Source organism: Bradyrhizobium sp. CCGUVB14, assembly GCF_024199935.1.
Lineage (GTDB): Bacteria > Pseudomonadota > Alphaproteobacteria > Rhizobiales > Xanthobacteraceae > Bradyrhizobium.
Map to the genome: position 1 here is coordinate 5,539,668 of NZ_JANADS010000001.1, position 21,540 is coordinate 5,561,207.

22 protein-coding genes are annotated in these 21,540 nt (G+C 64.4%); 9 read left to right on the forward strand and 13 right to left on the reverse strand.

Annotated elements, in window-relative coordinates; translation table 11 throughout:
* Positions 1–148: 148 nt before the first annotated feature.
* Positions 149–1,081: a tetratricopeptide repeat protein gene (locus NLM32_RS25805; RefSeq protein ID WP_254131658.1), complete on the reverse strand. Its 933-nt coding sequence runs from the start codon at positions 1,079–1,081 to the stop codon at positions 149–151.
* Positions 1,082–1,185: 104 nt separating this feature from the next.
* Between NLM32_RS25805 and NLM32_RS25810 the strand changes: the two genes are divergently transcribed.
* Positions 1,186–1,461, forward strand: coding sequence for a GNAT family N-acetyltransferase (locus tag NLM32_RS25810; protein WP_254135421.1), 276 nt, complete (start codon positions 1,186–1,188; stop codon positions 1,459–1,461).
* A 66-nt stretch (positions 1,462–1,527) separates the two neighbouring features.
* On the opposite strand, the gene NLM32_RS25815 is transcribed toward NLM32_RS25810, so the two are convergent.
* Complete coding sequence (locus tag NLM32_RS25815; protein ID WP_254135422.1) at positions 1,528–1,941, reverse strand: DUF3597 domain-containing protein; 414 nt, start codon at positions 1,939–1,941, stop codon at positions 1,528–1,530.
* 332 nt (positions 1,942–2,273) lie between these two features.
* On the opposite strand from NLM32_RS25815, the gene NLM32_RS25820 reads away from it, so the two are divergent.
* Positions 2,274–3,176: a DUF2189 domain-containing protein gene (locus NLM32_RS25820; protein WP_254131659.1), complete on the forward strand. Its 903-nt coding sequence runs from the start codon at positions 2,274–2,276 to the stop codon at positions 3,174–3,176.
* 147 nt (positions 3,177–3,323) lie between these two features.
* Entirely contained in the window at positions 3,324–4,148 is an 825-nt protein-coding gene (locus NLM32_RS25825; protein WP_254131660.1) for a lytic murein transglycosylase, read from the forward strand.
* An 82-nt stretch (positions 4,149–4,230) separates the two neighbouring features.
* Here NLM32_RS25825 and NLM32_RS25830 read toward each other — a convergent pair whose 3' ends face one another.
* Positions 4,231–4,557: a hypothetical protein gene (locus tag NLM32_RS25830; RefSeq protein ID WP_254131661.1), complete on the reverse strand. Its 327-nt coding sequence runs from the start codon at positions 4,555–4,557 to the stop codon at positions 4,231–4,233.
* A 635-nt stretch (positions 4,558–5,192) separates the two neighbouring features.
* Between NLM32_RS25830 and NLM32_RS25835 the strand changes: the two genes are divergently transcribed.
* The 4 genes from NLM32_RS25835 (at position 5,193) to NLM32_RS25850 (ending at position 8,665) form a co-directional block, all read left to right on the forward strand.
* Positions 5,193–5,345 (forward strand): DUF1127 domain-containing protein, encoded by a 153-nt coding sequence (locus tag NLM32_RS25835; protein ID WP_007590701.1) that lies wholly within the window; start codon positions 5,193–5,195, stop codon positions 5,343–5,345.
* Between the two features lie 126 nt (positions 5,346–5,471).
* A complete protein-coding gene (gene trmFO, locus NLM32_RS25840; protein WP_254131662.1) occupies positions 5,472–6,899 on the forward strand; it encodes a methylenetetrahydrofolate--tRNA-(uracil(54)-C(5))-methyltransferase (FADH(2)-oxidizing) TrmFO in 1,428 nt (475 codons plus the stop codon).
* 7 nt (positions 6,900–6,906) lie between these two features.
* Complete coding sequence (locus tag NLM32_RS25845; protein ID WP_254131663.1) at positions 6,907–8,001, forward strand: serine/threonine protein kinase; 1,095 nt, start codon at positions 6,907–6,909, stop codon at positions 7,999–8,001.
* Between the two features lie 76 nt (positions 8,002–8,077).
* Positions 8,078–8,665 (forward strand): CAP domain-containing protein, encoded by a 588-nt coding sequence (locus NLM32_RS25850; RefSeq protein ID WP_254135423.1) that lies wholly within the window; start codon positions 8,078–8,080, stop codon positions 8,663–8,665.
* A gap of 40 nt (positions 8,666–8,705) precedes the next feature.
* On the opposite strand, the gene NLM32_RS25855 is transcribed toward NLM32_RS25850, so the two are convergent.
* The 4 genes from NLM32_RS25855 to NLM32_RS25870 all read right to left on the reverse strand — a co-directional run bounded on the left by NLM32_RS25855 (position 8,706) and on the right by NLM32_RS25870 (position 13,284).
* On the reverse strand, positions 8,706–10,037 hold the full coding sequence (locus tag NLM32_RS25855; RefSeq protein ID WP_254131664.1) for an MFS transporter: 1,332 nt from the start codon (positions 10,035–10,037) through the stop codon (positions 8,706–8,708).
* 41 nt (positions 10,038–10,078) lie between these two features.
* On the reverse strand, positions 10,079–11,020 hold the full coding sequence (locus NLM32_RS25860; protein ID WP_254131665.1) for a hydroxymethylglutaryl-CoA lyase: 942 nt from the start codon (positions 11,018–11,020) through the stop codon (positions 10,079–10,081).
* Positions 11,017–12,210: a CaiB/BaiF CoA-transferase family protein gene (locus tag NLM32_RS25865; RefSeq protein WP_254131666.1), complete on the reverse strand. Its 1,194-nt coding sequence runs from the start codon at positions 12,208–12,210 to the stop codon at positions 11,017–11,019. The genes NLM32_RS25860 and NLM32_RS25865 overlap by 4 nt, the downstream gene beginning before the upstream one ends.
* 114 nt (positions 12,211–12,324) lie before the next feature.
* Positions 12,325–13,284, reverse strand: a complete 960-nt coding sequence (locus NLM32_RS25870; protein ID WP_254131667.1) for a LysR family transcriptional regulator — start codon at positions 13,282–13,284, stop codon at positions 12,325–12,327.
* Between the two features lie 201 nt (positions 13,285–13,485).
* Between NLM32_RS25870 and NLM32_RS25875 the strand changes: the two genes are divergently transcribed.
* Positions 13,486–14,664 carry an aminotransferase class V-fold PLP-dependent enzyme gene (locus NLM32_RS25875; RefSeq protein ID WP_254131668.1) on the forward strand — a complete coding sequence of 393 codons (1,179 nt, stop codon included), beginning with the start codon at positions 13,486–13,488 and terminating at the stop codon, positions 14,662–14,664.
* A gap of 6 nt (positions 14,665–14,670) precedes the next feature.
* On the opposite strand, the gene NLM32_RS25880 is transcribed toward NLM32_RS25875, so the two are convergent.
* Genes NLM32_RS25880 through yajC form a run of 6 tightly spaced genes read right to left on the reverse strand, consistent with a single transcriptional unit; the run spans position 14,671 to position 20,311 of the window.
* Positions 14,671–15,915, reverse strand: a complete 1,245-nt coding sequence (locus NLM32_RS25880) for a threonine ammonia-lyase (RefSeq protein ID WP_254131669.1) — start codon at positions 15,913–15,915, stop codon at positions 14,671–14,673.
* Between the two features lie 45 nt (positions 15,916–15,960).
* Positions 15,961–16,824, reverse strand: a complete 864-nt coding sequence (locus tag NLM32_RS25885) for a phytoene/squalene synthase family protein (RefSeq protein ID WP_254131670.1) — start codon at positions 16,822–16,824, stop codon at positions 15,961–15,963.
* The gene (locus NLM32_RS25890) at positions 16,821–17,204 is read right to left on the reverse strand and encodes an Mth938-like domain-containing protein (protein WP_091885494.1); all 384 of its coding nucleotides are present in this window, start codon (positions 17,202–17,204) and stop codon (positions 16,821–16,823) included. Before NLM32_RS25890 ends, NLM32_RS25885 begins: the two co-directional genes overlap by 4 nt.
* A 60-nt stretch (positions 17,205–17,264) precedes the next feature.
* A complete protein-coding gene (gene secF, locus NLM32_RS25895; RefSeq protein ID WP_254131671.1) occupies positions 17,265–18,284 on the reverse strand; it encodes a protein translocase subunit SecF in 1,020 nt (339 codons plus the stop codon).
* Between the two features lie 10 nt (positions 18,285–18,294).
* Positions 18,295–19,893, reverse strand: a complete 1,599-nt coding sequence (gene secD, locus NLM32_RS25900; RefSeq protein WP_254131672.1) for a protein translocase subunit SecD — start codon at positions 19,891–19,893, stop codon at positions 18,295–18,297.
* Positions 19,894–19,942: 49 nt separating this feature from the next.
* Positions 19,943–20,311, reverse strand: coding sequence for a preprotein translocase subunit YajC (gene yajC, locus NLM32_RS25905; protein ID WP_148753779.1), 369 nt, complete (start codon positions 20,309–20,311; stop codon positions 19,943–19,945).
* 181 nt (positions 20,312–20,492) lie between these two features.
* Between yajC and NLM32_RS25910 the strand changes: the two genes are divergently transcribed.
* Positions 20,493–21,485, forward strand: coding sequence for an ATP-binding protein (locus NLM32_RS25910; protein ID WP_254131673.1), 993 nt, complete (start codon positions 20,493–20,495; stop codon positions 21,483–21,485).
* Positions 21,486–21,540: the final 55 nt, after the last annotated feature.

A 21,540-nucleotide genomic window follows, 5' to 3' on the forward strand; every position in this document is an offset into this window, starting at 1 on the left:
CGTCGGCGGCTGGCGATCATGACACTCCGAATGTCTAGCAACCCTGCCGGCCGCATTCGGGCGTATGTCCTGTAACAAGACGTGGGGAACCGGCGCACAATTGCAAGACGGACCAACGTTTTGATCGGTGAGACAATCGAACGCCCGCTTACAACGCACCAAGCTTCTGCAGTGCATCATGCGCCGTCTGCAGGCCCGGCTTCAGCTCCATCGCCTTGCGGAAATCGGCAATCGCGCCCTGCTTGTCGCCGAGCCGCATCCTGGCCTGGCCGCGATTATTCCAGGAGAACACGTCGGCAGGATCGTATTGCAGGGCCTTGTCATAATCGGCGAGGCCGCCCTTGTTGTCGCCTTGGTAGAGCCTGATCATGCCGCGATTGCGCCAGCCACGGGCATCCGTCGGCGCGACGCGGATCGCCTCGCCACAATCGGCGGCGGCGCGGTCAAGCTGCTCGCTGTCGCGATAGACGTTGCCGCGGTCGATATAGGCGAGCAGATCGGGCGCGAGCTTGATCCGCGTGGTGTAGTCGGCGAGCGCGTGGGCCAGGTCGTGCCTGCGGGCATAGACGTAGCCGCGATTGGCATAGGCCATGGCGTAGTTGGGGTCGCGCTTGATCGCGGCGTCGAAATCGGCAATGGCGCCGTCGAGATCACCCTTGTTGAAACGGGACTCGCCGCGATTGCTGTAGGCCATCGCCAGCGATGGATCGAGCGTGATCGCCTGGTCGTAATCGGCAATGGCGCGATCATAATCGCGTTTGAAGCCGTAGACGCGGCCCCGATTGTTGAAGGCGCAGGCGTAGGCCGGATCGAGCTTGACCGCCTCGTCGAGGTCGGACAGTGCGGCATCGAGCTCGCGCCTCTCGGTCAAGCCATGCCCGCGATTGCAGTAGGCGCCGGCGAGCCTCCGGCCAGTCTCGCTCCTGGTATCGATCACGGCCGAACAGGCCTTCACCCGCTCATCCGGGGTGCTGGTCAGCCCGACACAGGCCTCCCAGGCCGGACCGCCCTCGGCTGCCTGGACCGGCGCCGTCGAGACAAGTACGGCGAGCAAGGCCATGAGAGCGAGCGGGACACGCATTTTGCAGATATCTCCCCTGCAGCGACCTCGCTTGGTCGCGCCTTGGCAAGGCTGGGTTCAGGCGCCTAGATCAGGGCATGAGCATCGCTTCGGAAGGATCAGGCATGGCGGCATCGGTACGCGACAACAAGGACAGGAGCCGCTTCGAGCTCGATGTCGGCAGCGAGTTGGCCTTCGCCAATTACCGGCTGACACCGTCGGCAGTCATCATCACCCACACCGAGACGCCGCATGCGCTGCGCGGCCGCGGCATTGCGTCCGAGCTGATCAAGGGCGCGCTCGACCTGATCCGCCACGACGGCAGGAAGGTCATCGCGGGCTGCGGTTTCGTCGTCGACTATCTCGACAAGCATCCGGAGGATGCGGATCTCGTAGCTTGAACGCAAAAGGGCCCGCGAGATCGCGGGCCCTTTTTTGGTTGCTTGGCGTCGACCGATGCGCCTCGGTCAGTGTTTGATTTCGGGCGGCAGCTTGCCGCCATTGGCAGCGAGCTTGGACATCACCTGCTTGTGCAGCCAGACGTTCATGCTGGCGGAGTCGTTCATGTCGCCGGTATAGCCGAGCTCCTTGGCGAGATCCTTACGTGCGGCAAGGCTCGAATCGATGTCGAGCGCCTTCATCAGGTCGACGATCGAAGTCCGCCATTCCAGTTTCTCTTTCTGGGCAGCCACCAGCTTGTCGACGATGGCAGCAACGTCCACAGTCGCTGCGGGCGCGGCGGAGGGTGCAGCGCCCGGCGCGGCCGAAGGCGCCGACGCGGTCCCTGCCGGCGCGCTGCCCGCGGGTGCGCCGCCGGCGGGCGCAGCGGAAGCCGGATGGCTGCCGAAAATTGCGCCCATGATTTTCCCGAAAATGCTCATGTCTGCTCCCCGAAAAGGATCCCGTTGGAAGGCCCTGAGTGGGCACTTATAGACGAAGTTACGTCGTTGCGCCCGCGAAGTTCCGCGAACCACAAACAGCATGAGCTTATCTGCGGCGAAATGACGACCGGATGACGTCATCGCGGTTGCACTGCGGCAACGAATCTCACCCAAGCGTGAGGGACAGGACTCGGAAATGGGCGTACGCTTCCCGTTCAGCTCGCGATGCCATCCGGAATTCGCGTCTGGTTGGACTCGCAAAACTCAGAAAGCGGCCGCTTGCGCCGTTGTCGGCGCCGAATTCGGCTGCGCGGCAAGGGAGCAAGTCGACCATGGCCACACTCTACCAGGGCAATGTCCCCACGATGGGCCAGACCGCAGAGGCGGCTGGACCGGTGATCCGAACCATCCAACTTTCCGACTTGCACGACGCGCTCAAGCGCGGCTGGGAAGATTTCAAGGCGGTTCCGAGCCACGCCATCATCCTCTGCGTGATCTATCCGGTGCTCGGGCTCGTGATCGCGCGCGTCGCGATGGGCTATTCCGTGATCCCGCTGCTGTTTCCGCTGGCCGCAGGCTTCGCCCTGATCGGCCCGTTCGCAGCACTCGGCCTCTATGAGCTCTCGAGCCGTCGCGAGCGATATGAAGAGGCCAGCGCCTGGGATGCCATGGACGTGCTGCGCTCGCCCTCCTTCGGCGCCATGCTCGGCCTCGGCACACTGCTGCTCGCGCTGTTCGTGACCTGGGTCGCGACTGCGCAGGCGATCTATGTTGCTGCATTCGGCTATGAAGGCGTCAGCGGAATCTCGGATTTCGTGACGCGCGTGCTGACGACATCTCAGGGCTGGTGGCTGATCGTGATCGGCTGCGGCACGGGCTTCCTGTTTGCGCTCGCGGCGCTCTGCATCAGCGCCGTCTCATTCCCCCTGATGCTCGATCGCCATGCCGGCGCGCTGGAGGCGATGGTCACCTCGCTCCGCGTCGTCGCCAAGAACCCGGTGCCGATGGCGGCCTGGGGCCTGATCGTGGCGGTGCTGCTGGCGCTCGGAACGATCCCCGCGTTTCTCGGACTCGCCGTCGTCATCCCCCTGCTCGGCCACGCGACCTGGCATCTCTACCGCAAGGTCATCGTCTCCGAGCCCGGTGCACGGCCGGTGCCGCCTCCGCCGCAGCGTCCGCGCAAGCCGGCGGCAGACTTCCCCGCCAACCTCTTCCCCTGGCGGAATAGGGAATAGGGCCAGAGCCTGACGATCTTGTTACAACCGATCCCGCCCCGGAGGCCCCAGGCGGGGTCGGTTGATGTCATACGCCTTGCTTTGGCCGCTGTTACAACCGAGATTGCCGCCGCCGGTCATGTCACTTCACGGAATCAATTTACTCGAATGACCCTGACGATTTCTCGTCTCGCTCTCGCAGCCCTCGCCCTCTCCGCGTCAATCCTGTCAGCCGAACCCGCGCTCTCCGCGGTCGCCTGCGGTTCGGGCAATTTCGACGCCTGGCTCGCCGACTTCAAAACCGAGGCCGTGGCCAAGGGCATCTCGCAACAGGCGGTGGCCGCCGGGCTTGCCGGCGTCACGCTCGACCAGAGCGTGCTCAACCGCGACAAATCGCAAAAGGTCTTCACCCAGACTTTCGAGGAGTTTTCCGGTCGCATGGTGCCGCCGCGGATGACGCGCGGCTCCAACATGATGAAGCAGTACGGCTCGGTGCTGTCGCGCATCGAGCAGACCTATGGCGTGCCAGGCGAGGTGCTGGTTGCGATCTGGGGTCTCGAGACCGATTTCGGCGTCAACACCGGCAAGTTCGCGACGATCCGCTCGCTGGCGACGCTGGCCTATGATTGCCGACGCGCCGAGCAGTTTCGCGGCGAGTTGATGGATGCCCTGCGTATCGTCCAGCGCGGCGATCTTGCACCCGCCGACATGAAGGGCGCCTGGGCCGGCGAGCTCGGCCAGACCCAGTTCATGCCGTCGTCCTGGATGAAATATGCCGTCGATTTCGACGGCAACGGCAAGCGCGACCTGCTGCACAACGCACCCGACGTGCTGGCCTCCACGGCGAACTATCTTGCGGGCTATGGCTGGCAGAAGGGCAAGGACTGGCAGCCGGGCAGCCCGAACTTCGCGGTCCTCCAGCAGTGGAACAAGAGCGAGGTCTATTCGAGGACGGTGGCCTACTTTGCCACCCAGCTCGCCCACGCGCCATAAGGCACACCGCTCGGGTACAAAAACGCGTAGGGCCGATCGCCTCGCGACCGGCCCTCTCTTGGGTGTGCGTTTACCTACCCGTTTACTTGCCCATGGTGGCTTGCATCGCCTTGTTCAGGTGCGCACCGCACACACCCATTTTGCCATTGAGCAGCGCGTCCTGCGCAGCCGTGATCTCCTTCTCGGCGACGAACTTGCTGTCGCCGTCGGGCATGCCCTCGATCGCTGTCTCCGTCTTCTCCAGGTTGGCTCCGCTGCAGCCACCCATGCTGTGCTTGGCAGCCTGGGCCGGCGCGACGGCGAATGCGACGGCGGCAATTGCGATAACCCCGAGTAACTTCGTCATGATGTTACTTTCCTTCTCTTGCTCTTGGGACAGACCCAGCGACATTGCCGGAATCTGCAACATGACTTTGCTGCCGACGCGGCAACTTGCCGCAATAAATTCCCCGCGAGAATTGCGTGATGTTGCGCGCCGCGCAGAGCCGCATGCGAAATTTCTGATTTTCATTACAACTTTGTAATCCGGGTCTGCACGCACGACGTGTGTGCACTGCATCAACGAGGGAAGGGCTCCCGCCTCCACCCGATCCGCAAGGCCAATCTCCCGCAGAATCCCGTCCCGCTGAACTCCCCAGAAGCGTCGCGGCGGCCCTCCAGATCAACAGTGCCTTCAAAGTTATAGTGAACATATATTCATTACTATAAATCGTCGATTCATGCGATTCGCGCATGAGAGACTTGGGCTTAGAAGCTGGCACATCGCCTTGCAGGTCACGGAAACGCAACTTATTTCCAGGAGCATCGGAACCGCATGGTTTGCTATAAACCCGTGATTTCACGGTATTTTATTGCACCGTGCCGCTCCTTTCGCCTAGCAGTTGGGCGGGCGTGCCGACAGGTTAATCGTCCCTTACCCTAGCCATGCGCCGTCCGCTTAGCTGCATCGCAACATCGGAACTTTCGCACTGCACTACTCTCACCTATATTCATTTCAACGATGACGCCCAGGCAAGGGCTGAATCGAACTACAGGAGACTACCAATGCTGCTCTCGCTCATCCGCATGATCCAGGCTTTCCGGGATTATCAGCGCAACGTTGCCGAGCTGTCCCAGCTCAGCGATCGCGAACTGGCCGACATCGGCCTCGATCGCTCGGACATCCCGCGCGTTGCCGCCGGCCAGTATCAGGGCTGATATCGTTCAGCCCTTCACCGGACGAACCGATAACGCCCGCCTCGTGCGGGCGCTGTCGTTTTCAGCGGCAGAAAACTCGATCTCTGCGATTCCACTGGCCGCCGAAAAGCGCTACCTGTCCGCCCCATGACAGGACCCCAATCCAATATCGTGCACGTGATCGGCGCTGGCCTTGCCGGTTCCGAAGCCGCCTGGCAGGTGGCGAAATCAGGCGTGCCCGTGGTGCTGCACGAGATGCGGCCCGACCGCATGACCGAGGCGCACCGCACCGACGGGCTCGCTGAGCTCGTCTGCTCCAACTCATTCCGCTCGGACGACGCCGCCAACAACGCGGTCGGCCTTCTCCATGCGGAGATGCGCCGGCTCGACTCGCTGATCATGCGCGCGGCCGACGCCAACCAGGTGCCCGCCGGCGGCGCGCTCGCCGTCGACCGCGACGGCTTCTCGGCGGCCGTCACCAAGGCGCTGAACGACCATCCCCTGATCGAGATCGCCCGCGGCGAGATCAAAGGCCTGCCGCCGGCCGACTGGAGCAACGTCATCGTTGCCACCGGCCCCCTCACCTCCGCGCCGCTGGCCGATGCAATCCGCGCGCTGACCGACGAGAACGCGCTCGCCTTTTTCGATGCGATTGCGCCGATCGTGCATCGCGAATCCATCGACATGTCGGTGGCCTGGTTCCAGTCGCGCTACGACAAGGTCGGCCCCGGCGGCAACGGGGCCGATTACATCAACTGCCCCATGAACAAGGAGCAGTATGACGGCTTCGTCGCCGCGCTGATCGCAGGCGAGAAGACCGAGTTCAAGGAATGGGAGACCAACACGCCCTATTTCGACGGCTGCCTGCCGATCGAGGTGATGGCGGAACGCGGCCCCGAGACCTTACGCCACGGCCCGATGAAGCCGGTCGGCCTCACCAATCCGCACGATCCCACCACCAAGTCCTACGCCATCGTGCAGCTGCGCCAGGACAACAAGCTCGGCACGCTCTACAACATCGTCGGTTTCCAGACGAAGCTGAAATACGGCGAGCAGCAGCGCATTTTCCGCACCATTCCGGGGCTGGAGAAAGCCGAATTCGCACGTCTCGGCGGCCTGCATCGCAACACCTTCCTCAACTCGCCAAAGCTGCTCGACAGCCAGTTGCGCCTGCGCGCGCAGCCGCGGCTGCGTTTTGCCGGCCAGATGACGGGCTGTGAGGGTTATGTGGAGTCTGCCAGCGTTGGCCTGATCGCCGGCCTCTACGCGGCAGCCGACGCGCGCGGCGAGACACTGGCGAGCCCGCCGGGCACGACGGCGCTCGGATCCCTGCTCGGCCATATCACCGGCGGCCACATCGAGACCATCGAGCCGGGCACACGCTCGTTCCAGCCGATGAACATCAATTTCGGTCTGTTTCCACCGCTCGCAACCGCGCCGACGAAGAAACCCGACGGCACGCGCCTTCGTGGCAACGAGAAGACGGTGGCCAAGAAGCAGGCAATGAGCGCATTGGCGCTCGCCGATCTCGATCGCTGGATCGCCGATCATTTGCGCATTGCCGCAGCCGCGTGAGTTTTCGATGAGTCTCCCGAAAGACGACGCCGCGGTGCTCTCGGCGCGCTGGACCGAGGGCGTGCTGCTCAAACGTGACGTGTTCTCGACCGTCGAGCGCGGCCGTTTTCGCGGCGACAGCGGCGAGGTCGATGCCGTGCTGCGCCGCCTCGACGAGGTGCCGTGGTGGTCGTTCCTGCTCGCTCGCCATCTGTTTGCGCGCGAGAAGCACGCACTCGCCCTGGCAAAGGGCCTCAATGTCGGCCCTGAATTGCTCTGGGCCGGCCGTCGCGCGCTTGTGCGCGGCTTCGTCGACGGCGTCGCGCTGCATCTGGCAAAACCCCATGGCGACCTCGCCTATTTCCGTTCAGCCAAGGCGGCGCTGCGGAGGCTGCGCCGCGCCGGCATCTGCCACAACGATCTCGCCAAGGAGCAGAACTGGCTGGTCGGCCGCGATGGGCGCGCCTATGTCACCGACTTCCAGCTCGCAGCCTGCTTCAACCGGCGCGGCCGGCTCTACCGCATCCTCGCCTACGAAGACCTCCGGCATCTGCTCAAGCACAAGCGCTCCTACGCGCCCGAGGCGCTGACGCCGCGCGAGCGAAAGATCCTGGCCAAGAAATCCTTCGCCGCGAGCCTGTGGCTTGCCACCGGAAAGAAGGTCTATCGCGCCATCACCCGCGGCCTGTTCAACTTCACCGACCGCGAGGGCGGCGGCCGCCGTCTCGTCAACGACGCGCCGGTGCTGGCCGCGTTGATCCGGCAAAACCCCGCCGTGCGCGATACCGCCATCGTCGCCTTCGCCGACCGCCGCTCGGGCGTCGGGCTCTATGCCTTCGTGGAAGCTGATCAGACCGCGCTCGAAGGCGAGCTCCGCAACGAGCTCACGGCTGCCAAGGGTCCGAAGCCGCCGGAACACATCCAGGTCGTGCACGCGTTGCCGCGCGACACCACCGGCAAGCCGCGCACCGAGATCCTGCAACTGGTTGCCATGAACCAGCTCGACCTGATCGAGCCGATGATGAAGAACGACCAGGACCGCGCCTTCCTCAAGGACATCCTGGAGCAGCGCAAGAACCTGCGCGATCGCTTCAACTTCGAGGCGGACCTGCCCACCAGTTAGATGACGGGATGGGCGGCGCCTTGAAGCGTCCACAATGCCGGTGGAGAAGCCGGGGATTGCACTGACTCGGGGAACGATGACGAGCTGGGGGACCATAAGGTGCCGCGCGGCCCTGCTGATCGCAGGGCTCGTGCTGCTGGCAACCACGCCTGGCATGGCCGCAGAGTCCCCTGCTGAACAGATCTCCGGCTTTCGGGCGAAGCATGGTGAGGGCCGCGTCGTACGCGACACAACCCTCGACCGCATTGCCATGGACCAGGCCCGTGCGATGGCGGCGAAGGATGATCTCAGCCACGACGCCCTCGGCCCGTTCAACAGGCGCGTCGCGCCATCCGGCGCAGGCCGCGCCGCCGAGAACATCGCCTACGGCTACGACAACTTTGAGAAGACGCTGGGACAGTGGATCGACTCGTCCGGTCACCGCAAGAATCTGCTGTTGCACAACGCCTCCCGCGTTGGGATCGCCAGCGCCAAGAACGCCAGCGGCAAGCGCACCTATTGGGCGATGGTGATCGCCGGCGATTACGAGCCCAAGCCGGGCAAGGGCAACGGTAAGGGCAAGAAGGACAGCGAGCCGCTGGTGGCCGTGAAACGCGAGGTCACGCCCGCCAGCAAGCCCAAAGCCAGCAACTGCCACGTCAAGCTGCTCGGCCTCTGCATCTGAGGCGAGACCGTTTCAGCCCGACGCAGCAACGGGCACGGCCCTACCGCGTCGGTTCCGCCAAATCCCTGGCTTTCAGGTCGCGCGGCAGCACGGTCAGCAACAGCACGGCACACAGCACACACAGTCCGCCGATGACGTAGAGCGCGGGCGTCGTGCTGCCGGTCATATCCTTGACCGAGCCGACCATGACCGGGCTGACGATACCGCCGACCTGCCCGAGCGTGTTGATGAGTGCGATCCCGCTCGCCGCGCCCGCGCCGGTAAGGATTTTTGGTGGCAGGGTCCAGAATGTCGGAATGGCCGCGACCACGCCAGCGCCGAGGATCGCAAGCGCGCCAACCAGCGTGACGACGTTCCGATCGAAGGCGCCGGACGCGAAGAAGCCCACCCCCGCAGCCAGAACCAGGCCGGCGACGAATTTTGGGCGCTCGCCTGAGGCATCCGACAGGCGCCCGACGACGATCATGCAGATGGCCCCGCAGATATAGGGCACGGCGGTCAGGAAGCCGATCGCGGCCGCGCTGCCGCCACCAGCTGCCTTGATCAGGTCGGGCGCCCAGAAATTGAGGCCGTAGGATGCGATCTGGATCAGGAAGTAGATGAACCCGAGCAGCAGCACGCCGGGCATGAGCAGCGATCGCCACGCCGAATGCTCGCCGATCTCGCTCTTCTGACGGTCGAGTTGGACCGAGATCAGGCGGCGCTCGTCGTCGCTCAGCCACTCGGCCTGTTCGATGCCGTCGTCCAAACGCAGCAGCACGACGAAGCCAAGCGCGACGCACGGAATGCCGCCGGCCAGGAACAGCCATTGCCAGCCGGCAAGGCCATGCAGCCCGTTCAGGTAATTGAGGATGAGGCCGGAGATCGGCGCGCCGATGATCCCCGAGAATGCGGTGGCGAGAAAGAACACGGACGTCATGCGACCGCGGTGTGATTTTGGAAACCAGAGCGTCAGGTAGTAGAGAATGCCCGGAGCAAATCCCGCCTCCATGGCGCCGATCACGAAGCGCAGCGCATAAAACTGCCATTCACTGTGGACGAAGACCATGGCGGCCGTCGCCAGCCCCCAGGAAATCATGATGCGGGCAATCCAGCGCCGCGCGCCGAAGCGATAGAGCAGCATGTTGCTCGGCACTTCCAGCAGGACATAGCCGACGACGAACAGGCTGGCGCCGAAACCATAAGCCGTGTTGCTCAGGCCAAGATCGGCTTGCAGGGCGGCCTTGGCGAAGCTGATGTTGACGCGGTCGAAGAACGCGAAGAAGTAGCAGATGATGATCAGCGGCATCAGCCGCAATGCGATCTTCTTGATGACTTGCTGTTCAGTAATTCCCGTATCGAGGTCGGCGGTGGCCGCCGTAGCGATTGTCATGGTTTCCTCCAGTATGTTTTTGAAATTTTGAGTGCGATCGCTCAGCCGGAGTGTCGCAAACGTTCGGGTATGGGATGCAGGTCGAGGGGACGGCCGGCCTTTGCGACCTGCCCCGGCACCTCATGTCCCACCAGCCCGGGCAATCCGAACGAGAGATCGATGAGGCGCTGCAGGTCGAGACCGGTCCGCAAGCCGATCTCGTGGCAGAGGTTGACGAGGTCTTCGGTACAGACATTGCCGGTAGCGCCCGGCGCAAACGGACATCCGCCGAGGCCGCCCAGCGCGGCGTCAAAGCGGCGCGCGCCGGTGTCATAGGCCGCGAGGACATTGACCAATCCGAGACCGCGCGTGTTGTGGAAGTGAAGCGTCAGCTTGCCCGCAGGGACCAGCAGCAAGACCTCGGCCACCAGCTGCGAGACCTGGTTGGGATTGGCCATGCCCGTGGTGTCGGCGAGCGTGATGCCGTCGACGTCGAGATCCAGATAGCGTTTGACGATATCGAGCACCCGTTCGAAGGGCTGCGCTCCTTCGAACGGACAGCCGAACGCCGTCGCAACGGTGGCATTGATCAGGGCGCCGCCCGCATGAGCCGGTTTCACGATCTCGGCAAGCGAGGCCAGCGACTGCCCGGTGGTCATGTTCATGTTGGCGCGATTGTGCGTCTCGCTCGCCGACATCACAAAATTGAGCTCGTCGGCACGCGCCGCCAGCGCCAGTTCGGCGCCCTTCCGGTTCGGGATCAACGCCGTGTAGATCGTGCCGGGATGCCGTTCGATTCCGGCAAACACCTCCGCAGCATCGCGCAGCGACGGGACGGCCGCGGGCGAAACGAACGAGGAAACTTCAATGCGGCTGAATCCGATTGCAGAGAGCGAACTGATCAGCCGGATCTTTTCGCTGGTCTCGACCCATTTCGCTTCGATCTGCAGGCCGTCGCGCGGGGCGACTTCCTGGATCATGATATCCGCAGGCGTCACCGTCATTGCACCGCTCCGCTGCGGCGCAGCTGGGCGATATCGCCTGCCTGCAAGCCAAGCCTAGCGAGCACCTCGTCGGTGTGCTGCCCCAGCGTCGGCCCCGGCCATTTCACCGCACCGGGTGTCTCGGAGAGCTTCGGCGAAATGCCCGGCATCTTCACGGTCACGTCGCCCGGCAGTTCGGTCGGCAGGATCATCTCTCGGGCGACGTAGTGGGGATCGTCGACGATGTCGGCGACCGAATAGATCCGGCCCGCAGGAACATCGGCCGCATCGAGGCGCGCGAGGATCTCGTCCATCGTCTTCGTCGAGGTCCAGGCAGCGATGGCCGAATCGAGCAAGGCGTTGCTGCGAACCCGGCCGTCGTTGCTGGCAAGATCGGGATCGTCGGCCAGGTCCGGTCGGCCGACCACCTGCATCAGGCGCTTGAAGATCGCATCGCTATTGCCAGCGATGACGACGTGACGCCCGTCGGAGCTTGGATATGTATTGGAGGGACTGATACCCGGCAGAGCGCCGCCGGTACGGGTCCTGACATGCCCCATGAGGTCGTACTCCGGGACCAGGCTCTCCATCAGATTGAACACGCTTTCATAGAGCGAGACGTCGACGACCTGTCCGCGTCCCTGCCCCGTCTTGACACGCAGCAGCGACATCAGCGCGCCGATCACGCCGTGGAGCGAGGCAAGACTGTCGCCGATGCTGATGCCGACCCGCGCCGGCGGGCTATCCGGATCGCCCGTGGTGAAGCGCAAGCCCCCCATGGCTTCGCCGATCGCACCGAAGCCGGACCGGTCGCGATAAGGGCCGGTTTGTCCGTAGCCGGAGATGCGCACGAGCGTCAGGTCCGGGTTGAGCTTCGACAGCACATCCCAGCCGAGGCCGAGCTTCTCGAGGCTGCCCGGCTTGAAATTCTCGATCACGACGTCGGCTTGCGCAGCCAGACGCAGCGCAACGTCGCGCCCCTCAGGCGACTTCAAATCGATCGCGATCGACTTCTTGTTGCGCGATTGCAGATACCACCAGAGCGATGTGCCCTGATGCAACTTGCGCCAAGAGCGCAGGGGATCGCCGCTGCCGGGCTGCTCGATCTTGATGACTTCGGCGCCGAACTCGGCGAACAGCCGCGCGGCAAACGGCGCAGCGATCAATGTTCCGAGCTCGACGACTCGTATTCCGGATAATGGTCCGTCCACGTCTGGCGCTCCTCGATCTTCTTTGATCGTGGTGTCGCCGAGTACGAGGTCCTAAGTCCAATATCCTTTGATGAACACGCGTTCGCGGATGACGAACGACATGAAGGGCCGCAATCAGTGAGGTTTGGTTCCAGGCAATCGCAGATGATCGAGCATCAGCTGGCTCGTCGCCGACAATCCTGCGGGATCCCTTGCCACCAGCACGAGTTCTCGATCGGCCCAGTCGTCACTCAGCTCGACCGCCGCCAGGTTCATGCCGTGACTGAGCACCTCGAACGCACGATCAGGAATGAGGCCGATGCCCATACCGGCCTGTACCATCCGGCACACCGCATCGAAACCGGGCACGTGAACCCGCAACCGGATCGACTTGCCGATCTGCTGCGCCGTGTATTGCGAGCGGAGATAGATCGAACTCGTCGCAAACAGGCCGACATGGTCGTAGTCGAGCGTGTCGGCAAACGAAACGTCTTTTGCCGATGCAAGCGGATGATCCGTGCGCACCACGATGACGAGGCGGTCGCGCCGATAGGAGAACCGCTCCAGCCCGCGCGTCGAAACGTCCGCCGAGCAGATGCCGATTTCGGCCACGCCCTCCTCGACACCGCGAACGACATCGGCGCTGGGACGTTCCTGCAGATCGAGCCGCACCAGCTCGTGCGAGCGAAAGAATCCGGGCAGATCGTCGGGGAGGAACTCGACGATTGACGACAGATTGGCCAGCATTCGCACATGACCGCGCACGCCTCGCGCGTGCTCGGCCATATCGACCGCGATCTTCTCGACATTGAGCAAGGTCACGCGCGCATGATGCAGCAGAGAATCGCCGGCGGGTGTCAGCGCCATGCCGGTCGGATGCCGCTCGAACAAGGCGACCTCTAGTACCTCCTCGAGATCATGCATACGCTTGCTGACCGCGGACGGCGCGATCGCCTCGCGCTGCGAGGCGCGCGTCAAATTGCCCTCTTCGCAGATGGCAATGAACAGCCGCAGCGTCGTGAGGTCGATCCGCCGGGTGATGTCGATCTTGGGCGCTCCGCTCGCCGAGCGCGACGATTGCGTTTTCTCTTGCATGATTGGTTTTCCGATCCGGGAGGATATAGCGTTCGCAGTCGCCGGATTTCTCAAATTCCTGTCCGAAAGTCGGCCGGATTGGAATGGGATACCAAGACGAGGCGACAATTCGCGATTTTGTTCCAGGCGGTACACGAGCTTGCTCGTACCCGCCATCGCGCCTAATTCATAGGCCGGGATGGCAGAGGTGGAGACAAGCACGTGATCGACATCGACCGAATACGAGCCGACACACCGGCAGCCTCCCGGCTCGCCTATCTCCATAACGCGGGCGCAGCGCTGATGCCGGCGCCGGTTGTTGCGGCGATGAAGCAACACATCGATCTCGAAAGCGAGATCGGAGGCTACGCGGCCGCCGACCGCGAGGCGCGCCGGCTCGATTCAGTCTACGGCTCGATCGCGCGACTGCTGAATGCCGCGCCGGACGAGATCGCCCTCGTGGAGAACGCGACGGTCGCCTGGCAGATGGCGTTCTACGCGCTTCCGTTTGGCAAGGGCGACCGCATCTTGACCGCAGAGGCCGAATACGCCGCCAACTATGTCGCATTCCTGCAGGTCGCCAGGCGCACGGGCGCGGTCATCGACGTGGTGCCGAGCGATGCCAGCGGCGAGCTCGACATCGAGGCGCTCGAACGCATGATCGACGACCGCGTGAAGTTGATCGCCATTACCTGGGTTCCGACCAATGGCGGGCTGGTCAATCCCGCAGCCGCCGTCGGGAAGATCGCGCGAGCGCACGGCATCCCCTATCTGCTCGACGCCTGCCAGGCGGTCGGGCAGATGGAGGTCGACGTCGAGGCCATCGGCTGCGACATGCTGTCCGCAACCGGGCGCAAATTCCTTCGCGGTCCGCGTGGCACCGGCTTTCTCTACGTCCGCCGCGCGCTATTGCAGCACCTCGAGCCGCCGATGATCGACCACTTTGCGGCGCCATGGATCTCGCGGGACCGTTATCAGCTCCGCGACGATGCCCGCCGGTTCGAGACCTGGGAGAACAATTACGCGGCAAGGCTTGGCCTCGGCGCGGCCGTCGACTACGCTCTCGCGATCGGCCTCGGCCGGATCGAGCAGCGCTGCCGCTGGCTTGCGGGCCGTCTGCGTAGCGGTCTCGCGTCCGTGCGCGGCGTCACGCTTCGCGACCTCGGACGCAGCCCCAGCGCCATCGTCAGCTTCACGATGGAGGGGCGTGAGGCGGATGCAATCGTCCGCAGCGCCGCCGCGGCCGGCATCACGATCGGCGCCTCGGAACCGTCGAGCACCCGCATCGATGCCGAAGTCCGCGCGCTGCCGGTGGTCGTGCGGGCGTCCCCGCATTACTACAACACGGAAGCCGAGATCGATCGGTTGATCGCCCACCTCGCGGGCCTGGCGCCGCGATAGCGGCGCTCAGGTGCAGCGCGCGCTCAGCCCGGATGCGCCGAGCTTGGCCATGACCTCGTCGAGATGCGCGCTGTCGCGGGTCTCGATGACGAGTTGCAGCAGCGTCGCCTTGGCCGGAAGGTCGGAGAAGGTCCGCTGGTGCGAGACCTCGATGATGTTGGCGCCGGCTTCCGCCAGCAGTGCGGCGACCGCCGCCAACTGGCCTGGCCTGTCGGGAATATCGAGCGAGAGCTGGGTCAGCCGTCCCTCGCGCGCGAGTTCGCGCGTCAGCACCGAGGCGATCAGCCTGGTGTCGATGTTGCCGCCGCTCAGGACCAGACCAACCTTCTCGCCGGCAAAACGCGTCGGATCGGACATGATCGCCGCAAGGCCCGCGGCGCCGGCGCCCTCGACGACCGTCTTCTCGATCGAAATCAGGGTTGCGACCGCCCGCTCGAGCTCGGCTTCGTTGACGAGCGCGATGTCGTCGACCAGGGCGCGGACGATTTCAGTGGTGATCTTGCCCGGCGATTTGACTGCGATGCCTTCGGCGAGCGTATCGCCCCGCGCCGGCAGATTGCCGCCATGGACGGCATTGTACATCGAGGGATAGAGCCAGGCCTCGACACCCAGGATCCGCAGCGACGGCTTGATCGATTTCGCCGCAATGGCGATGCCGCTGATCAGGCCACCGCCGCCGATCGGGACGACCAATGTGTCGAGCTCCGGCACCGCCTTGAGCATCTCAAGCCCCACCGTGCCCTGCCCCGCAATGACCAGGGGGTCGTCGTAGGGGTGGACGAAGATCATGCCGCGGGCCTCGCCGTGGCTGCGTGCGAACGTAGCCGCCTCCTCCAGCGTCGCGCCGGTGACGACCACCTCGGCACCATGATGCCTCGTATTTTCGACCTTCACCATCGGCGTGCCCACCGGCATCACGATCGTGGCGGGAATGCCGAGCCGCTTGGCATGATAGGCCACGCCCTGCGCGTGGTTGCCCGCCGACATGGCGACGACGCCGCGCGCACGCTCCTCCGGCGTCAGCGCCGTGAGCCGGTTCAGCGCCCCACGCTCCTTGAACGATGAGGTGAACTGGAGGTTCTCGAATTTGAGCCAGAGGTCGCAGCCGCAGATGTTGCTGAGCGTCCGGCTGTAGCTGCAGGGGGTCTCGACGACGGCGCCGCGGATCGTCTCGGCAGCAGCTTGAATGTCACGAGCTGCGACCGGAAGGCCGCTCAGATCGGGGATTGCGGTTTGGGACAATTCAGCCATGGGACAGCATAGAGCATTCGGCCGCCTCGGGCGATAAGCCAACCGCTATTTGGTAAATTCCCGGGATCGTGAAGCCCGCCACAGCGTCCAAAGCGTGCGCAACCGCGACACCGGCTGCGGCGCGAAGGGATTGCGCCCCGGCCGCACCAGGCGATCGAGATCAGCCCGCGCCTGGCCTAGCGGCAGGAACGCTGCCCGCGCCGATGGCGCCACCTGCGCCAGCAGCGATGAAGCCGTCGCCAGATGCCGGCGGGCTTCGCCGATGAGCTGGTCCAGCACGGCATTCAGATGCGGCGTCTGTTTGCCGGCGAACACATCCTCGATGGCACAGCCATGGCCGGTCAGGAATTGCTGCGGCAGGAACAATTGTCGATGGGCCGAGTCCCGCGGCAGGTTCGCGATCACATGCACGATGCCCTGCGCCAGCCCGGCATGCCGCGCGAGGTGCTCGCTCACATCCGAAGCTTCGCCCATGATCCGCGCCGCGAGCGCGAACAAGGCCGAAGAGGTCGCCGCCAGATAGCCTTCCAGCGCCGTCATGGTCGGCATCGGATCGTTGTAGAGATCGAATTGGTGCTCGTCGACGAGCAGCGACAACGGCTCGACCGGCAGGTCAAAGTCCCGGATCGCACGCAGCAGCTCGGCCGCCACCGGATTGCCCTCGGCGCTGCCGTGAACGAGGCCCGAGAACAGATCGGTCCACCATTGAAAGCGGATTTCGCCGGGCAAGGGCTGGCTCACCTGGTCGCGGACCCGAACGATCTCGACATTGAAGGCGTAGAGCGCCAGCAGCGCCCGACGTTCGGCGGCTGGCGCGAAGAGGGTCGCCGCATAGCGCGGAAAGTCATGGCTGCGCACGAGGTCGGCGCAGAACGTCACGGTGTCGGGCGGCGTCGCAGCGCTGCTCATGGCACGGCAATCAGCGCAGCCGCAACGCGGCGCCGTTCGCCGATCATGATGTTGTAGGTGCGCACGGCGGGGCCGGTCTGCATGGTGTCCAGCACCACCCTCACCGCCTTCAGCGCCTGGCGCAGCTCCGGCGGCGGCAGCCAGACGCCGGTTCCGGTCCCGACCAGAAGCGTGTCGATGCTGTTGGCGGCCGTGAACACCCGATCCAGCGAATAGCGGTCGATCTTGGTGGGATCGGTCACGTCCCAGGCCCAGATCGCGTCAGGCAGGCACAGCAGCGAGCCCCGGTGCGACATGCCGGCAAAGGCGAAACCGCCCTTGCCATAGGCCTCGATCGGCGCCGAGCGCGGGAAATGGGGAGCGTTGGGATCGCCGGCCATGAGCTTCGTCCGAATGAGCCTATTGCCCTCGCAAACTCATGCGAGGGCATGCGGTTCGGATCATGCCTTGTTTTTCTTCGCCGGCGGAGCCTCTTCCTTCGCATCTTCACGATGCTCGCCGACGCCGAGATAGATCAGGATCGGCGCTGCGATGAAGATCGAGGTGTAGGTGCCGACCAGCACCACGCCGAACATCATGACGGCCGTGAAGCTGTGGATGGCATGACCGCCGAACAGCAGCAGCGCCAGCAGCGCCAGCGTCACCGTGAAGTGGGTGATGATCGAGCGCGACAGCGTCGAGTTGATGGATTCGTTGAGGAGCTGCGGCATCGGCATCTTCTTGTAGCGCCGCAGCATTTCACGGATGCGGTCATAGATGACGACGGTGTCGTTGAGCGAATAGCCGAGAATCGTCAGAAGCGCCGCGATGCTGGTCAGGTCGAAATCGACCTGGCTGATCGACATGAAGCCGATGGTCAGCACGATGTCGTGCACGTTGGCGATCATGGCACCGAGCGCGAACTGCCATTCGAACCGGAACCAGAGATAGACGAGGATCGAGACGATCGCGAGCATCAGGCCGATCATGCCGAACGCCAGCAGCTCGCCGGAGACGCGTGGCCCGACAACTTCGACGCGGCGATATTCGACGGTATCGCCGAGCGCGCCACGGACCTTCTGCACGGCCTCCTGCTGGGCGGCATCGCCGCCCGGCTGCTCCGCGACGCGGATCAGGACGTTCTCGGGACCGCCAAACTGCTGCAACTGGACTTCGCCGAGACGCAGGGCATCCAGCGTCGTGCGCATCGCCGCGATGTCGGCGGTACCCGACTTCGCCTTGACCTCCAGCAGCGTGCCGCCGCGGAAATCGATGCCGAAATTCAGGCCATGGGTGAAGAACAACGTGATAGCGAGAATCGACAACGCGGCCGAGATCGGGAAGCTGATGCGGCGGAAGCGTGTGAAATCGAAATGCGTATCGTCGGGGACGATGCGCAGCGACGGCAGCCAGCCGAACACCGAGACCACGGTGAGGACGGCGATCAGGATGCCGAGCCCGATGAGAACGTAGTGAGTCACGATCAGGCTCCTAGATCGGCACGTTCTGCGGCCGCTTCCACCGCACCCACCAGGCCACGATCAGCCGGGTCAGCGTGAAGGCGGTGAACACCGTGGTGATGATGCCGATGCCGAGCGTCACGGCGAAGCCGCGCACCGGGCCGGTGCCGATGTAGAACAGCACCGCAGCGGCGATGAAGGTGGTGATGTTGGAATCGAGGATGGTCGCAAGCGCCCGCTTGAAGCCGGCGTCGATCGCCGAAATCGCGTTGCGGCCGCCGCGCAGCTCTTCGCGGATGCGCTCGTAGATCAGCACGTTGCTATCGACCGCGATGCCGACGGTGAGCACGATGCCGGCGATGCCGGGCAGCGTCAGCGTGGCGTTGAGCAGCGACAACAGGCCGAAGATCATCGCGACATTGACGGCCACCGCGATGTTGGCGAACACGCCGAACAGCCGGTAGGTCAACAGCATGAACACGATGACCATGATCGAGCCGACATAGGCCGCAAGCTCGCCCTTCTCGATCGAATCCTGGCCGAGGCCAGGACCGACGGTGCGCTCCTCGACCACCGTGAGCGGTGCCGGCAGCGCGCCGGCACGCATCAGGATCGCAAGATCGTTGGCGGACTGGACCGTGAAGTTGCCCGAAATCTGCCCCTGTCCGCCCGTGATGGGCTCGCGGATGACCGGTGCCGAGATCACCTCGTTGTCGAGCACGATCGCGAACGGCAGCCCTACGTTCTCCTGCGTGGCCTGCGCGAATTTGCGGGCCCCGGTGGAGTTGAAGCGGAACGAGACGATCGGCTCGTTGGTGCGCTGGTCAAATCCGGGCTGGGCATCGGTGAGCTCGGCGCCAGAGACCAGCACCTGCTTCTTGACGACGTACGGCACCTTCGGCGAGCTCTGGCTCATCAGGAGCTCGGAGTCCGGCGGCACGCCACCGCGCTGCGCCTGATCCGCCGGCACCGAGGTGTCGACCATGCGGAATTCCATCTTCGCGGTCTTGCCGAGCAGCTCTTTCAGATGCGTCGGATCCTGAAGACCCGGGACCTGAACCAGGATGCGGTCGGTGCCCTGACGCTGGATCACCGGCTCGACGGTGCCGAGCTCGTTGACGCGGCGTTCGACGATCTGGATCGACTGCTCGATGGTCTTGCGCATGCGCTCGACCATGGCAGGCTGCGACAGTGCCAAGCGGATCAAGCCGCCGCCGGCATCAGAGATGTCGAGATCACGCTGGGCGCTCGACCCGAGCAGACCGCCGATCGGCTGTGAGAGCTCACGCAGCTTGGTCAGCGCAGCCTGGAGGTCGGTATCCTTGACCCGCACCTCGACGGCGTCGCCGCGGGTCACGAGGCCGGTATAGCCGATCTTGGCCTCGCGCAGCGAGCGGCGGACGTCGTCGCGCACCTGATCGAGCTTTTCCTTCTTGACGTAGTTGGCATCGACCTCGAGCAGCAGATAGGAGCCGCCCTGAAGGTCGAGGCCGAGCACCAGCCGGCGCTGTGCCCAGGCGGGCCACGTCTTGACCTGCGCCTCGGGGAAGAAGTTCGGGACCGCGCAGAGGCACACGATCAGCGCCGTCAGGATGATCCCGAGCGCCCTCCACCGCGTGAAATACAACATCGACTGGACCTGTCAGATCAGGAGATTTGAGAGACTCGCAGGAAAGCGTTCACTTCGCCGCGGCGTCGTCCTTGGCGCTTTCCTTCGCGCTGTCCTTGGCCGGCTCGCCCTTGGCGCGCACGCCCGAGATCATCGACCGCATCTGGCGCACGCGCACGCCGTCGGAAATCTCGAACTCGATCTGGTCGTCATCGACCACCTTTGTGACCTTGCCGACCAGGCCGCCCGAGGTCACGACGGTGTCGCCGCGGCGAATGTTCTTCACGAGTTCGGCGTGGTCCTTCACCTTCTTCTGCTGCGGACGCAGAATCAGGAAGTACATGATCACGAAGATCAGGGCGAACGGCAGCAGCGACATCAACATGCTGTTGGTGTCACCGGCGCCCGCAGCCTGGGCATACGCAGGGGTAATGAACATTCGGACGATCCTCGTGGAAACGGGGGAAAACCGGTCAGGCCCTCAAGGGCGACCGGTTCGGTCAAATTCGCGCGGACTATAGCGGCCATTGCCCCAATTGCAACGCTGCCAGACCGTCGATTTGGCCACCTTGCGGCGCGCCGTCAGGCCCGATAAGGCTGCATTCTCAGGAACTTCGGACATGCCCAAAAAACCAAGCAAAAGCCCGGCCGGCAAAGGCCCCCGTACCCCTGCCACGAAGCCCGCCCAGGTCGCGGCAAAACGCCCCAAGGCGGTCTCAAAGGCGGTTTCCAAGGCTACCCAGGACCTTTCCCAGGAGCGCATCGTCCTCGCGCTGGAGACCATCGCAGCGCACCTCGCCGCCCAGGGCAAGCCGGCCGTCGAGCGCGAATCGTTCGAGCGGGCGGACGCCTATGTCTGGCACCCCGACGGCCGCCTTGCTGCGGTGCCGCGGGTCAGCCGCGTCGAGCTGTTCCTGCTCAAGGGCGTCGACCGGATGCGCGACATTCTGATGGAGAACACCGAGCGGTTCGCCAACGGACTGCCGGCCAACAACGCCCTGCTCTGGGGCGCGCGCGGCATGGGCAAGTCGTCGCTGGTGAAGGCGGCCCACGCCAGCATCAACGCCGACCGCAAGCCCGCCGACAAGCTCAAGCTGATCGAGATCCACCGCGAGGACATCGAAACGCTGCCGATGCTCATGGAGAAGCTCCGCGACGCCAGCTTCCACTTCATCGTGTTCATCGACGACCTCTCCTTCGACGGCAATGACGCGTCGTACAAGTCGCTCAAGGCCGTGCTCGAAGGCGGCATCGAGGGCCGGCCCGAGAACGTCATCCTCTACGCCACCTCCAACCGCCGCCATCTGCTCGCGCGCGACATGATCGAGAACGAACGCTCGACCGCGATCAATCCCGGCGAAGCCGTCGAAGAGAAAGTCTCGCTGTCGGATCGCTTCGGCCTGTGGCTCGGCTTCCACCGCTGCAGCCAGGACGAATACCTCGCCATGGTGCGCGGCTATTGCAGCCATTTCGGCATCAAGGTCGACGATGAAGCGCTGGAGCGCGAGGCACTGGAATGGTCGACGACGCGCGGCTCGCGCTCGGGCCGCGTCGCCTGGCAGTTCGTGCAGGAGCTGGCGGGACGGCTCGGCGTGAAGCTGACGGCAAAGTAGTCGAGGCTGCCGCCGCGCTTCTCGCGACTGGAAAAGAAATCGCCCGCACAAGGCG